Below are 13909 nucleotides of genomic sequence, written 5' to 3' on the forward strand. Positions count from 1 at the left end.
GATCGACACGCGCGGACGAGTGTGCGCCGTCACCGCGGGGCGTCGGAACCGCCATCCGGCTCTGCCAGCACCGGTTTCGCCGCGGCGATCGATGAGATCGAGCGCCAGACGAGGATGAGGGTCAACGCCGATCCGCCGAACGCGAACCACCAGGGCGCCGTGAGGCCCCAGGTCTGGGCGATCACGCCGCCGAGGGCCTGACCGATGACGAGCCCCGCGAAGACGCCGACCATGTTCACCGACGCGATGCGGCCCTGCAGCGTCAACGGTACGAGGCGCTGGCGGACGGTGGTCGAGATCGTCGCCCAGACGAACGCGTACACGCCGAAGCCGAACATGATCACGAACGCGATCGCGGGCACCGTCGTCAGCGCGAAGGCGAGGTGCATGATCACTTCGAGCGTCAGACACACCCGCATGAGCGTCGCGAACGAGACGCGCCTCTCGAGCGCGCCGAAGATCCCGACACCGACGAGCCCACCCAGAGCCGATGCCGTCGTCAGCGCTCCGTAGCCGACCGGACCCATGCCGAGATGGTCGGTGGCGTACAGCACGAGAATGCCCCAGGGTGCCGCCCACGTGATGTTGAAGACCAGGATGATCATGACCAGCGTGCGCACGGGCGGGTTCGCCCGCAGCCACCGCAGACCCTCGCGGATCGGCTGCGCCGGCCGCTCGGCATCCGCCGCGTCGCGATCCGGGATCGGCGTGCGGGCGATGCGTGCGATGAGCACGATGGCCAGTGTCACGCAGATGATCTGGGTGACGAACGGCCAGAACGATCCCACCGCGAACAGGAACGCGCCCAGCGGCGGACCGGCGAGCTGGTTCGCGACCAGATAGCCGGCCTGAAGTCTGGCATTGCCGAGACCGAGATCCGCGGGACGCACGAGCATGGGCAGCAGCGTGCTGCCGGCCGTGTCGGCGAACACCTCCGCCGTTCCGTAGAGGAACGCGGCCACCAGCACGATCCACACGCTCACGGCGCCGGTCACGAGGAACACGACCAGGCCGGCGACGACGAGGGCGCGCAGGGCGTTCGCGACGAGGACGAGCCGGCGGCGGTCGTGATGGTCGGCCACAGACCCCGCGAACAGGCCGAAGAGCAGCCATGGCAGGTACTGCATCATGGCACCGCCGGCTACGAGGATCGGCGAACTCGTGAGCGAGGCGATGAGCAACGGGGATGCCGACAGGGCGATCCCGTCGCCGAGGTTGCTCGTCCAGGACGAGCTCAGCAACCAGCGGAAGTCACGCCCGAGGCGGCGGGGAGCGACGATCTCGCCGACGGAACGGGGACGGTCGGCGACGGGCACCACGCCATCGTAGGCGGCGCGGGGCGGGCCGGCGCGGGGCGGGCAGGGGCGCGGGGCGGGCCGGCGCGGGGCGGGCAGGGGGCGGGGCGGGTGGGCTCAGCGGGTGGTCGAGCCGCGCACCAGCTCGTAGGGCAGCTCGATCGCGCGCGGGGGATCGCCGGCGTCGAGCGCGGCGAACATCACCTCGGGGGCTTTCTCCGGATGCAGGCACAGGTGCGTGATCCCCAGGCGCGCGTTCATGTCGCACTCGATCGTGCACAGCACCAGCAGTTGCAGATCCCGGGGCATGACGACGTCGATCTGCTCGAGATGCAGGTAGATCTCCGGCCCTTCCTCGCAGTAGGCGAACACGGCGTCGGCGTCGGCCTCGAGCAGTTCGTGCAGCGCGGGTACGAGCCGTCGGCGCCCGGCATCGACCCGCGCCACGAGCGGGGTGCGGCCGTTGACGGCGCTCCAAGCGAGGTAGGCGCTTTCGCCGAGCTGATCTCGCGGCACCTCGCTCTCGTCGACGAGGAAGCCGATGCGCTGTGCGCCGGTCTCCGCCAGATGGGCGAGACCCGCGCGAACGGCCGCCGCGTAGCCGGTGCGGATCGTGAGGACCCCGCCCGGGACGGTGAGATCATTCGCCGCGACGGGAATGCCGGCGGCCACCGCATCGCGCAGGATCGTGCGGTCATCGGCGGGATCGGGAAAGTACAGGGCGTCGATCTGCGCCCCCGTCAGCAGGTCGGGACGGCTGTCGGGCAGCACCGTCACGGTGAATCCGCGTGTCGCGCCGGCCTCCACGAGCGCGTCGAGCTGACGCGCGCGCTGCAGTGCGCGCCGACCGTCCTGCAGCGAGTTGGCCGCCATCACGAAGCCGATCGACATCGTGCGGCCGCTGCGCAGCGCGCTCGCGTGCTTGTTGGGCGCGTAGCCCAGTTCCGCCGCCACCGCTTTGATGCGCTCGCGCGTCTCCGCGCTGAGGTTGCCGCGACCGTTCAGGGCTTGGCTGATCGCCGCCGTCGACACCCCCGCCCGCGCGGCGACGTCGCGGAGCGTGACGCGCGTCATCCGCGGTCGCCGTCCTCGTCGCCGTCCCCGGCGTCGTCGCCCGTGGACACCGCCGCGGGTGCGGCGACCGCGGCGGGCGGAAAGACGGTGTCCACCGCACTCGTCCACTGCGAACCCGAACCTGCGGCGGCCAGGGAATGGCCCTGCGAGATCAGGCCGTGCAGCAGCGCGCCGGAGAAGTGGCGCAGGGCGGCCTCCGTCTCGGCTCCCGCGCCGCGGGAGCGCGCGCGTTCGATCTCGCGGTCGAGCACGGCGTGCACATGCGCGCGCATCTGAACGACCGCGGGGGCCACCTCGTGCACGCGGCGTGCCATCGCATGACGCTGCGCGGCGGTCTGCACGATGAGGCGGGCCTCGCCGATGGTCGCGAACTCGTCGATCGGCGCGTGGACGCGGATGGTGTCGAGGTCGAGCAGTTCGATGTCGGGGAGCGAGCGCAGCCCCGGATCCACGTTGCGCGGCATCCCGAGGTCGATGATCAGCTGCGGCGTCGACACCGCAGCACGGGCCGCACCGTGGCTCTCGAGATCGAGGGCGAAGGTATCGGTGGTCGTCGTACAGGTGACGATCACGTCGGCGCGGGCCGCCTCGGCGGCGAATGCATCGGCGGTCACCGTCGTCAGGTGCTCGCGCTTCGCGAAGCGATCGCGTCCCGATCGCGAGTGCACGCGGATGTCGACGGCGCCGACGTCGCGCAGGGCCGCGAGGGATGCCGCGGCGTAGCGCCCCGTGCCGACGAGGAGCACGCGCGCCTGCTCCCACGAGGCGACGCGCGAGCCGGCGAGCTCGACCGCCAGACGAACGAGGGAGCGCCCCGACTCGCCGAGCTTGGTCGAGTTCTTCACCGCCCGAGAGGTCTCGGTGGCGCGCTGGAACAGGTGTTCGAGGGGAGCGGTGGTCACACCCTCCCGACGCGCCGCGTCGAGGGCGCGGCGCACCTGTCCCGCGATCTCATCCTCACCGACGGCCACCGAGTCCAGACCGGACGCGACCGAGAACAGGTGCTGCGCCACATGGTTGCCGTGCGCGAACTCGACCGTCTCGCGGACGTCGCGGAAGGGCAGTGCCGACAGTTCTGCGAGGCGCTCCATCGCGGCATCCATCGCCGGCAGGGGCGAGGCGTCGTCGGGACTGTCGGCCAGATCGAAATAGGCCTCGAAGCGATTGCAGGTGGCCAGGACCACGGCTCCGCGAATGCTCTCGTGCGCCGCCGTCAGGTCGGTTGCGACGGTGTCGCCGACCACCGACAGCCGCTCCAGCGCTTCGAGAGGCGTGGTGCGCTGATGGGCGGAGAGGCAGACGAGCACGCGGGTCCAGTCGTGAGTCGAACGGAAGGGAACGAGGTTAGTATAACGATTAACGCCCACTCGAGTCCGTCCCACGGGAGCATCATCATCGCCTCTGCCACCGCCGCCGCACATCCCCTGACCGCGCACGGCACCTCAACCTCTCGCCTGGTCGGCGCCCTCCGCGGCGATCGTCCGGAGATCACCCCCGTCTGGTTCATGCGGCAGGCCGGGCGCTCGCTTCCCGAGTACCGGGCGCTGCGTGCCACCGGGACGATGCTCGACGCCTGTCTGAGCCCGGAGCTGGCGAGCGAGATCACGATGCAGCCGGTGCGCCGGCACGGAGTGGATGCCGCGGTGTTCTTCAGCGACATCATCGTTCCGCTCCACCTCGTCGGGGTGGAGGTCGAGATCGCCGCCGGCCGCGGCCCGGTCTTCCGCAACCCCGTGCGCACCGCCGCCGAGATCGCCGCGCTCGTGCGGATCGATCCGGCACTCGTGGAGGAGCGCGGCGAGGCGGTCGTCGAGGCCGTCCAGCGCACGGTCGCCATGCTGGCGGAGGAGGGCGAGCAGCGCGGCGAGCCGCTGCCGCTCATCGGTTTCGCCGGCGCCCCGTTCACCCTCGCCGCCTATATCGTGGAAGGCGGCCCGTCGAAAGACCACCTCGGCGCCCGCAGTCTCATCCACTCCGACCCCGCGGCCTGGGCGGACCTCACGGCCTGGCTCGCGGAGGTGACCGGGCGCTTCCTCGCCCTGCAGGTGCGTGCCGGCGCGAGCGCCGCGCAGCTGTTCGACTCGTGGGCCGGAGCGCTCGCTCCCGCCGACTACCGGCGCGCCGTGCTGCCGGCATCCGCGGCCGCCCTGGAGCCCGTTCGCGCGCTGCGCGGCGAAGGTCTCGATGTGCCCCTGATCCACTTCGGCGTCGGCACCGGCGAGATCCTCGCCGACATGGCTTCGATCGGCGTCGATGCGATCGGCGTCGACTATCGCGTCGACCTCGATGACGCCGTGACCCGCATCGGCCGCGATCTCACGGTGCAGGGCAACCTCGATCCCGCGCTGCTGTTCGCCCCCGAGGATGTGCGTCGCCGGGCGGCCCACGCCGCCCTCGCCTCGGGGCTGGCGGCGCGAGCACATGTCTTCAACCTCGGCCACGGTGTGCCGATGAACACCGACCCCACCGTGCTCACCGATCTGGTGCGCACCGTTCACGACTGGCGCGCACCCGCGGAGTCCGCGCGGTGACCACCTCTCGCACGAGCGCGCCGGCAGCCGCGACCGGCGCCGATGTCGTCGTCGTCGGCGCCGGCATGGGCGGGCTCGTCGTGGCACACGAGCTGGCGCGTGCCGGACGTGACGTGGTCGTGGTCGACGCGGCGGAGGAGGTGGGCGGGCTGCTGCGCCGCGGCACGCTCGCGGGGGTCGACATCGATCTCGGCGCGGAGTCGTTCGCGACACGCACCGATGCCGTGGCGACGCTCGTCGCGGATGCCGGACTCGATCTCGCACTGGTCGCGCCCCGCCCCCAGGGGGCCTGGCTCGCCGTCGCGACGGATGACGGCGTGCGGCGGGCTCGCCTGCCGCGGCGGACCGTGCTCGGCATCCCGGCCGACCCGGAGGCCGACGACGTCGTCGCGATCATCGGCCCCGACGGCGCCGCCCGTGCGCGCGACGAGCGACGCGTGCCCGTCGCCGCCGACGCGGAGCCGTCGCTGTACGACCTGGTCGCCGAACGTCTCGGTGTCCGCGTCGCCGATCGGCTCGTCGACACGCTCTGCCGGAGCGTCTACTCGCGACCCGCCGCCGAGGCCCGCTTGTCGCAGCTGCACCCCGGTCTGTGGCGCGAGTTCGTCGCGCGCGGATCGCTCCTTGAGGCTGCAGACGCGATCGCGACCGGTCAGCGTGCCGGCGCTGCCGTCGGCGGCATCGCTGGGGGCATGTGGCGCCTTCCGACGGCGCTCGCTGAGGCCGCGGCGTCGCGTGGCGCTCAGATCCGCACGGGTGTCGCGGTGCATGCCGTGCGCGCCGACGCCGACGCGCTCGTGGTCGAGACGGCGAGCGGGTCACTCTCTGCGCGTCACGTCGTGATCGCGACGGGTCCGGCGGAGGCGGCGCGCCTGCTGGCGGGTGCGGGCGTTTCGACGCGCTCCTCGGCGGCGGTCCGCCTCGTCGCGGCGGCCATCGCCCACCCCGCCCTCGCCGCCGAACCCGTCGGCTCGGGCGTGATCGTAGACGCCGCGCTGCCGACGGCGGCCAAGGCCCTCACGCACATCACCGCCAAGTGGGACTGGGCGCGCGTCGCGACGCCCGACGGCATCCACCTCGTGCGCCTCTCCGCTCGCGACGCCGCCGCCGGTACGCTCGCCACGGCCGACGAGGTCGCGCGCGAGGTGTCGATCCTCACCGGCGTCGAGGTGGCCGCGGCCGACGTCGTCGACCTGGTCGTGCAGGAGTGGACGGATGCCGTCGTCGGCGCCGCCGCGCCCGACGACCTGCCCGCGGGCATCCACCTGGCCGGGGCCGCCGTGGCCGGCACGGGCCTCGCCTCCGTCATTCCGCACGCCCGCGATCTCGCCGCACGTCTCGACAGCGCGCTCGCGGCATCCCCGCCGTCGTCTTTCCTGTACACCCACCCGGTTTCCTAGGAGCACCGTATGACCGAACAGATCCCGCTCGGATACACCCTCTTCGCCGTCCTGGCCGGACCCCGTCCTCGGGTGGCCCCCGACGCGGCGGCGGTCGCCGAGCTGTCCGCCGCCGTCGACGCGGTCACGGCCGGCGGTGTCAGCGTTCGCGGCCTCTACGACGTCACCGGCATGCGCGGCGAGGCGGATCTCATGATCTGGCTGCACACGACGCCGGGCGCGGTCGATGACCCTGCCGTGCTCCAGAAGGCACTGCGCACCCTGCGGCGCACCGGCATGCTGCAGGCGTACACGGCCGTCTGGACAGCGATGGGCGTGCACCGTGAGGCCGAGTTCAACAAGCGTCACGTCCCCGGGTACCTTCGCGGCGAGAGCGCCCGCGGCTGGCTGTGCCTGTACCCGTTCGTGCGCAGCTACGAGTGGTACCTGCTGCCCGAGGAGGAGCGCGCCGGCATGCTCGCCGAGCACGGCCGCAAGGGCGCCCGCTACACGGAGGTCGTCGCCAACACCGTCTCGACCTTCGGACTCAGCGACTACGAATGGCTCCTGCCGCTGGAGAGCGACGACCCGATCCACCTCGTCGACATGATGCGCGACCTGCGCGCGACCGATGCGCGCCGTCACGTGCGCGAAGAGGTGCCCTTCTACACGGGCCGCCGGCTCGAGCTCGACGAGCTGGCGGAGGTGCTGAGCTGATGGCCGAGAACATCGCTCCCCGCTCCGGCGAGTTCCGTCCCAAGCCTCCGCGCGCGAGCGCCGCTCCGGTGTGCGGCGAGGGGTGCCGCGTGCCGGCCGCCACGGCGGCGACCTGCGCCGGCGATCCGCACGTGAGCGCCCCCGTGGCGTATGACGGTGTGCTGCTGCTGGGGTTCGGCGGACCCGAGGGTCAGGACGACGTGATCCCGTTCCTGCGCAACGTCACGGCGGGCCGCGGCATCCCCGACGAGCGCCTCGAAGAGGTCGCCCATCACTACCGTCACTTCGGCGGGGTGTCGCCGATCAACCAGCACAACCGTGAGCTGAAGGCGGCGCTGGATGCCGAGCTCGCGGCGCGCGGCCTGGAGCTGCCGGTGTACTGGGGCAACCGCAACTGGATGCCGTACGTCGCCGACGCCCTGCAGGACGCCCATGACGCCGGCCACCGGCGCCTGCTCGCGATCGCGACCAGCGCGTACAGCTCGTACTCGTCGTGCCGCCAGTACCGCGAAGATCTCGCCGACGCCGTCGAGGCCACCGGCCTCAGCGGTGCCGTCGAGATCGACAAGGTGCGCCAGTTCTTCGACCACCCGGGCTTCGTGACCCCCTTCGCGGAGGGCGTCGCCGAGGGACTCGAGGCCCTCCATGCCCAGGGCTTCGCCGACGACGAGATCGAGATCCTCTTCTCTACCCACTCGATCCCGAACAGCGACGCCGACCGTTCCGGCCCGCCCGAGCGCGGATTCGGCGCCGGCGGCGCCTACGTCGCGCAGCACACGGCCGTCGCCGAGACGATCATGTCGCGGCTGGGCTCGTCGTGCGCCTGGCAGCTCGTCTTCCAGAGCCGTTCGGGTCCGCCGCAGGTGCCGTGGCTCGAGCCCGACATCAACGACGCGATGGCCGAGCTGCCCGCCCGTGGTCGCAAGGCCGTGCTCATCGTGCCGCTCGGCTTCGTCAGCGACCACATGGAGGTGCTCTGGGACCTCGACACGGAGGCGATGGAGACGGCCGACGAGCTCGGTCTCACGGCAATCCGCACCCCGACTCCGGGGACGCACCCGGCGTATGTCATGGGACTGGTCGACCTCATGGTCGAGCGGCTGAACGGCACCGCCGCGGCCGACCGCCCGCACGAGACGGACCTCGGACCCTGGTACGACGTCTGCCGTCCCGGATGCTGCGAGAACAAGCGACTCGGCTTCCAGCCGGCACTCGCGGGGATCGCGCCGTGACGGTGACCGACGCCGCCGCACCCGCGCCGCTGCGACTCGGAACCCGAGCGAGTCTGCTGGCCACCACGCAGTCCGGCCACGTCGCCGACGCCCTGCGGGCGGCGACCGGCCGCGAGGTGGAGCTGGTGCCGATCACGACGGCGGGCGACGTGCTCACCGGACCCCTCGCGCAGCTGGGTGGTACCGGCGTGTTCGTCGCGGCGCTGCGTGAGGCGTTGCTGCGCGACGAGTGCGACCTCGTGGTGCACTCGATGAAGGACCTTCCCACGGCCGACGTCGCCGGCCTCGCGATCGGTGCCGTTCCGCCGCGGGCCCCTGTGGCGGATGTGCTGTGCGCGCGCGGAGGCCTCACGCTCGAGGCGCTGCCGCACGGCGCCGTGGTCGGCAGCGGATCACCCCGGCGGGTCGCCCAGCTGCTGCGGCGCCGGCCCGATCTGCAGGTGCGCGGCATCCGCGGCAACGTCGACACTCGACTGCGCAAGGTCGACGAGGGGGAGTACGACGCCATCGTGCTGGCCGAGGCGGGGCTGACCCGGATCGGACGCACCGACCGGATCACCGACCGCTTCGACGCCGACGGCTGGCCCACCTCCGCCGGCCAAGGCGCGCTCGCGGTCGAGGTGCGCACGGATTCCCCGGTCGCCGCGCAGATCGCCGCGATCACGGATACGGATGCCGAAATCACCGCGCTGTGGGAGCGTGCCGTGCTGCGGATGCTGGAGGCCGGATGTGCCGCGCCGGTGGGCATCTCCGCGCGGCGCGCGCACGACGCCGTCACGCTGGTCGCCGAGGTGTACGCCCTCGACGGTGCGCGAACCGTCCGCGTCGGGCACTCCGCGGACCGTGCCGACCTCACGACGGCGGACGGACGCGACGCGGCCGCGGCCGTCGTCGTCGCCGCCTTGATGGAGGCCGGGGCCGCCGATCTCGCCGACCTCGGTCCACGCCCCGAGGGGGAGCCCCGGTGACGGCCCTCGCCGGCGCGCGCGTCCTCGTACCGCGCGGCGGCGCATGGGGCGAGCGCGTGGCCGGCGAGCTCTCGCGTCGTGGCGCCCACCCCGTGATCGCGCCGCTCATCCGCACCGCCCCGCCGCGCGACACCACCGCGCGCGACGCCGCCTTCCGGCGGCTTGCCGACGGCGATTACGAGTGGCTGTTCGTCACGAGCGCCGCCAGCGTCGAGCAGATCGCCGTCTTCCTGTCGGCGAGCGAACGCACGTTGCCGACGTCGCTGCGAATCGCGGCGGTCGGCCAGGCCACCGCGCGCGCCGTCGCCGATCTGGGCGCGAACGTCGACTTCGTGCCGCTGGGCCGCTCATCGGCGCAGACCATGATCGCGCAGTGGTGCGCAGCGCACAGCGCGAGCTCGACCGGGCGCTGCCTCGTGGTGCGCTCCGACCTTGCCGGCGCCGTCGTCAGCGACGAGCTGGAGCTGCGCGGCTTCGCCGTCGACGTCTGTATCGGCTACCGCACGGTGGGAATCGATCTCGCCCCCGACGTGGCGGCCGATCTCGCTGCCGGACGCGTCGCCGTCGTGCTGCTGACCTCACTGAGCGTCGGGCGCGAACTGCGCCGCCAGGTCGGGGTGCTGCCGGCATCCACCCTCGTCGCCTCGATCGGTCCGGGAACGACCCGCGACGCCGAGCGCCTCGGCTTCGTCGTCGGCCACACCGCCCGCACACAGAGCATCGACGCCCTCATCGCCGAGCTCGACACCCTTCCCCGACTCCAGGAGGTCATCCGATGACCGCGTTTCCCGTCCGTCGCCTGCGTCGTCTGCGCCGCAGTGCCGCCCTGCGACGCCTCGTCGCCGAAACCGACCTGAGTCCGCGCCGGCTCGTCCTTCCGGTGTTCGTGAAAGAGGGCATCTCCGAGGCGCAGCCGATTGCGAGCATGCCGGGGGTGCAGCAGTACCCGCTCGCGCAGCTCGCGGCCGTCGTCGACGAGGCGGCCGAGGCCGGCATCGGCGGCATCATGCTCTTCGGTGTGCCCGCTGTCCGCGACGCCGTCGGCAGCGGTGCGACCGATCCCGACGGCATCCTCAACCGTGCGATCGCCGTGGCCGCCGCGGCGGCGAAGGGGCGTCTGACGGTGCAGGCGGACCTCTGCCTCGACGAGTTCACCGACCACGGCCACTGCGGTGTGCTGGCCGCCGACGGATTGGTCGACAACGACGCGACTCTCGAGGTGTACGCGCGGATGGCGCTCGCCCAGGCAGAAGCCGGCGCCGACGTCCTCGGACTGTCGGGCATGATGGACGGCCAGGTCGCCGCCTGCCGTGCGGCTCTGGACGCCGCGGGCCGCAGCGACATCGTGATCCTCGCGTACTCCGCCAAGTACGCCTCCGCGTTCTACGGTCCGTTCCGCGACGCCGTCGAGTCGACCCTCACCGGCGACCGTCGCACCTACCAGCTCGATGCCGCCAACGGTCGCGAAGGGGTGCAGGAGGCTCTCGCCGACATCGACGAGGGCGCCGACATCGTCATGGTCAAACCCGCCGGTCCGTACCTCGACGTGCTCGCCGAGGTCGCGGCGGTGTCGTCCGTCCCGGTCTGGGCCTACCAGGTGTCCGGCGAGTACGCGATGATCGAGCACGCTGCCGCGGCCGGGGTCATCGACCGTGAGCGTGCGATCGGGGAGAGCATCCTCGGCATCCGCCGCGCCGGCGCCGAGGCGATTCTGACGTACTGGGCGATCGAGGTCGCCGGCTGGCTCCGAGAGGGACGGGCACTCGCATGACCGACACCAACGACGCCCTGTTCACCCGCGCCCGCGCGGTCATCCCCGGTGGCGTGGACTCGCCCGTGCGCGCCTACGGCTCGGTCGGTGGGACGCCCCGCTTCCTCGTCGAGGCCGCGGGGGCGTATGTGACGGATGCCGAGGGCCGCCGCTACGTCGACCTCGTCGCCAGCTGGGGGCCGGCGCTGCTCGGTCACGCTCATCCCGAGGTCGTCGCCGCCGTCCAGGCCGCCGCCGCGCGCGGACTCTCGTTCGGGGCGCCGACGCCGGCCGAGGCGGAGCTCGTCGAGGAAATCGTGCGACGGGTGCCGGCCGTGCAGAAGGCGCGACTGGTCTCCACCGGCACCGAGGCGACGATGACCGCCATCAGACTGGCGCGCGGCGCGACCGGACGGGACCTTCTCATCAAGTTCGCCGGTCACTACCACGGTCACTCCGACGGGCTGCTCGCCGCCGCCGGGTCGGGGCTGGCGACCTTCGCACTGCCGGGCTCTGCCGGTGTGCCGGAGGCCGTCGCGGCGCAGACGCTCGTCGTGCCGTACAACGACCGTGCCGCGCTGGAGGAGGTCTTCGCCGCGCATTCCGGTCGGATCGCCGCCGTGATCACCGAGGCTGCGGCCGCGAACATGGGGGTGGTCGCGCCGGCACCCGGATTCTCGACGTTCGTCGGTGATGTCTGCCGACGCGAGGGCGCCCTGCTGATCAGCGACGAGGTGCTCACCGGCTTCCGCGCCGCATCGGGCGGCTACGCCCAGGTGCTCGCAGACGCGGGGGAGGAGGTCGTACCCGACCTGGTGACCTTCGGAAAGGTCATCGGCGGTGGACTGCCGGTCGCCGCGGTCGGCGGCCGCGCCGACGTCATGGACATGCTCGCCCCGCTGGGGCCGGTGTACCAGGCCGGCACGCTGAGCGGAAACCCCGTCGCGGTCGCCGCGGGCCTGGCGACGCTCCGTCTGGCCGACGCCTCCGCGTACGCCCGGCTGGCAGCGGCGGCCGACGCGGTCGCCGGTGCGGCGACGGCGGCGCTGACTGCGGCCGGGGTGCCCCACGTGCTGCAGCGGGCGGGAACCCTGTTCAGCGTCTTCTTCGGCGCCGAAGTCGTCGGCGGGGTGCCGGACTACGCGACGGCGCAGCAGCAGGACACCGCCGCCTACGGCCGGTTCTTCCACGCGATGCTGGATGCCGGCGTCTCGCTGCCGCCGTCGGCGTTCGAGGCGTGGTTCCTCACCGCCGCGCACGACGATGCCGCGGTGGCGCAGATCGTCGACGCCCTGCCCGCGGCCGCCCGCGCCGCGGCGTCCGCGTAGGGTTTCGCGAGCCCGTCCGCGATACGCGACATCTCGTCGGCACGAGACGTCTCGGTGGCGCCGGCGACGGCAGCGGCGGGCCCGACCGAAGCCGTGTCGGAGGATCCCTCTAGCGTGTCGACCATGAACACCGACGAGCTGTTTCTGCGTTCCGACGCCGCCCTGCGCGACGTGATCGATCGGATCGATCCGGCCGATCTCACCCGGTCGGCGCCCGCCGACTGGACCTCCACCCCCGACCCCACGTTCCGCGACGTCCTGCAGGCCCACACCTACGACGAGGCGTGGGTGCCCGACGTCCTGCGCGGCCGTGCGTCGGCAGACGGCGACGACCTGCGCGGGGTCGATCTGCTGGGCGACGATCCGATCGGCGCCTACGACGCGCGCAACGACGCCGCGACCGCCGCCGTTCGCGCCGGCGGTTACGCCGACACGTTCCGGTTCAGCTACGGCGACTACCCCGCCGCCGAAGGCCTCGCGCACTTGGCCACCTACCGGGCGTTCCAGGCATGGCAGATCGCGAAGCACCTCGGCATCCCGTTCCATCTGTCGCCGGAGCTCATCGCCGGTCTCGAGGAGCACGTCGTGACGTTCGCGGACGAGTGGCGTCAGTGGGGCGTGTTCCCTCCCGCCATCGAGGCACCGGCCGATGCCGACGACGAGACGCGTCTGCTCTGCGCCGTCGGCTACTGGATCCCGTAGGGGGCGATCGCGGCGTCCCTCGAGCCGGCGGCGCCGCCGGATAGGCTGGAGCGCATGCCCGTGACCTTGCTCGGAGCCGCCGAGATCCGTGCGCTCGCCGCCGACCTCGACGTGACCCCGACGAAGAAGCTCGGTCAGAACTTCGTCGTCGACGCCAACACGGTGCGAAAGATCGTGCATGTCGCGGAGGTGGCGGCCACCGACCGTGTCGTCGAGGTGGGCCCTGGGCTCGGGTCGCTCACGCTGGCGATCCTCGAGACGGGCGCGGCGGTCACCGCGGTCGAGATCGATCATCGCCTCGCCGAGCGTCTGCCGGCCACCGCTGCGTCTCACGGCGTCGCCGAGGGCGCCTTGACGGTGGTGGATGCCGACGCCCTTCGCGTCACCGCTCTTCCGGGCGATCCGAACGTGCTCGTCGCGAACCTGCCGTACAACGTGAGCGTTCCGGTGCTGCTGCACTTCATGGAGACCTTCCCGGGTCTCGAGCGCGGTGTCGTGATGGTGCAGGCCGAGGTGGGGGAGCGGCTCGCCGCCCCGCCGGGATCCAAGGTCTACGGCGCGCCCAGCGTGAAGGCCGCCTGGTACGGTCCGTGGAGGCTGGCCGGCACCGTTTCTCGGCAGGTCTTCTGGCCGGTGCCGAACGTCGACAGCGTGCTCGTCGGGTTCCGTCGTGACCCCGAGCCGCGCGGCGACGAGGCTCTGCGCCGCGCGACGTTCCAGGTGGTCGATGCCGCCTTCCAGCAGCGGCGCAAGATGCTGCGGCAGGCGCTGGCACCGGTGCTCGGCGGATCGTCGAGCACCGCGTCGGCGGTGTTGGAGGCTGCAGGCGTCGACCCGACGGCGCGTGGCGAGCAGCTCACGATCGCGGACTTCGTCGCGATCGCCCGCACGCTTCGGTAAGCACCGGTGCGCGCGCCGGGCCTCGCCGTGACC

Annotated in this window: 13 protein-coding genes; 10 read left to right on the plus strand and 3 right to left on the minus strand. The window is 72.5% G+C overall.

The genetic code is table 11. From position 1 onward, the window contains the following. Positions 1-29: 29 nt before the first annotated feature. The 3 genes from CEP17_RS02370 to CEP17_RS02380 all read right to left on the minus strand — a co-directional run bounded on the left by CEP17_RS02370 (position 30) and on the right by CEP17_RS02380 (position 3676). Complete coding sequence (locus CEP17_RS02370) at positions 30-1316, minus strand: MFS transporter (RefSeq protein WP_112931126.1); 1287 nt, start codon at positions 1314-1316, stop codon at positions 30-32. Positions 1317-1412: 96 nt separating this feature from the next. Next, positions 1413-2369 carry a LacI family DNA-binding transcriptional regulator gene (locus CEP17_RS02375; RefSeq protein ID WP_112931127.1) on the minus strand — a complete coding sequence of 319 codons (957 nt, stop codon included), beginning with the start codon at positions 2367-2369 and terminating at the stop codon, positions 1413-1415. Then, positions 2366-3676 (minus strand): glutamyl-tRNA reductase, encoded by a 1311-nt coding sequence (locus CEP17_RS02380; protein WP_239498567.1) that lies wholly within the window; start codon positions 3674-3676, stop codon positions 2366-2368. The genes CEP17_RS02375 and CEP17_RS02380 overlap by 4 nt, the downstream gene beginning before the upstream one ends. 147 nt (positions 3677-3823) lie before the next feature. Here CEP17_RS02380 and hemE point away from each other — a divergent pair, with 147 nt between their 5' ends. From hemE to rsmA, 10 genes are all read left to right on the plus strand, one after another. Then, entirely contained in the window at positions 3824-4900 is a 1077-nt protein-coding gene (gene hemE / locus CEP17_RS02385; RefSeq protein WP_112932842.1) for a uroporphyrinogen decarboxylase, read from the plus strand. Then, positions 4897-6300: an FAD-dependent oxidoreductase gene (locus CEP17_RS02390; RefSeq protein ID WP_239498568.1), complete on the plus strand. Its 1404-nt coding sequence runs from the start codon at positions 4897-4899 to the stop codon at positions 6298-6300. Before hemE ends, CEP17_RS02390 begins: the two co-directional genes overlap by 4 nt. Positions 6301-6309: 9 nt before the next feature. After that, complete coding sequence (gene hemQ / locus CEP17_RS02395) at positions 6310-6996, plus strand: hydrogen peroxide-dependent heme synthase (RefSeq protein ID WP_112931128.1); 687 nt, start codon at positions 6310-6312, stop codon at positions 6994-6996. Next, on the plus strand, positions 6996-8228 hold the full coding sequence (locus tag CEP17_RS02400) for a ferrochelatase (RefSeq protein WP_112931129.1): 1233 nt from the start codon (positions 6996-6998) through the stop codon (positions 8226-8228). Before hemQ ends, CEP17_RS02400 begins: the two co-directional genes overlap by 1 nt. Beyond that, positions 8225-9196, plus strand: a complete 972-nt coding sequence (gene hemC, locus CEP17_RS02405; protein ID WP_112931130.1) for a hydroxymethylbilane synthase — start codon at positions 8225-8227, stop codon at positions 9194-9196. Before CEP17_RS02400 ends, hemC begins: the two co-directional genes overlap by 4 nt. Continuing rightward, the gene (locus CEP17_RS02410; RefSeq protein ID WP_112931131.1) at positions 9193-9975 is read left to right on the plus strand and encodes a uroporphyrinogen-III synthase; all 783 of its coding nucleotides are present in this window, start codon (positions 9193-9195) and stop codon (positions 9973-9975) included. Before hemC ends, CEP17_RS02410 begins: the two co-directional genes overlap by 4 nt. Then, complete coding sequence (gene hemB / locus CEP17_RS02415; protein WP_112931132.1) at positions 9972-10967, plus strand: porphobilinogen synthase; 996 nt, start codon at positions 9972-9974, stop codon at positions 10965-10967. Before CEP17_RS02410 ends, hemB begins: the two co-directional genes overlap by 4 nt. Further along, positions 10964-12274, plus strand: coding sequence for a glutamate-1-semialdehyde 2,1-aminomutase (gene hemL, locus CEP17_RS02420; RefSeq protein WP_112931133.1), 1311 nt, complete (start codon positions 10964-10966; stop codon positions 12272-12274). The genes hemB and hemL overlap by 4 nt, the downstream gene beginning before the upstream one ends. 123 nt (positions 12275-12397) lie before the next feature. After that, positions 12398-12976, plus strand: a complete 579-nt coding sequence (locus CEP17_RS02425) for a hypothetical protein (RefSeq protein ID WP_112932844.1) — start codon at positions 12398-12400, stop codon at positions 12974-12976. Positions 12977-13030: 54 nt separating this feature from the next. After that, a complete protein-coding gene (gene rsmA, locus CEP17_RS02430) occupies positions 13031-13876 on the plus strand; it encodes a 16S rRNA (adenine(1518)-N(6)/adenine(1519)-N(6))-dimethyltransferase RsmA (RefSeq protein ID WP_036318473.1) in 846 nt (281 codons plus the stop codon). Positions 13877-13909: the final 33 nt, after the last annotated feature.

The sequence above is a fragment of the Microbacterium sp. PM5 genome (genome assembly GCF_003293595.1).
Lineage (GTDB): Bacteria > Actinomycetota > Actinomycetes > Actinomycetales > Microbacteriaceae > Microbacterium.

Bases quoted from the DNA above. Each gene is read 5' to 3' on its own strand.
- CEP17_RS02375 (WP_112931127.1), bottom strand. From the start codon at position 2,369: ATGACGCGCGTCACGCTCCGCGACGTCGCCGCGCGGGCGGGGGTGTCG.
- rsmA (WP_036318473.1), top strand. From the start codon at position 13,031: ATGCCCGTGACCTTGCTCGGAGCCGCCGAGATCCGTGCGCTCGCCGCC.
- hemL (WP_112931133.1), top strand. From the start codon at position 10,964: ATGACCGACACCAACGACGCCCTGTTCACCCGCGCCCGCGCGGTCATC.
- CEP17_RS02425 (WP_112932844.1), top strand. From the start codon at position 12,398: ATGAACACCGACGAGCTGTTTCTGCGTTCCGACGCCGCCCTGCGCGAC.
- hemB (WP_112931132.1), top strand. From the start codon at position 9,972: ATGACCGCGTTTCCCGTCCGTCGCCTGCGTCGTCTGCGCCGCAGTGCC.
- hemQ (WP_112931128.1), top strand. From the start codon at position 6,310: ATGACCGAACAGATCCCGCTCGGATACACCCTCTTCGCCGTCCTGGCC.
- CEP17_RS02400 (WP_112931129.1), top strand. From the start codon at position 6,996: ATGGCCGAGAACATCGCTCCCCGCTCCGGCGAGTTCCGTCCCAAGCCT.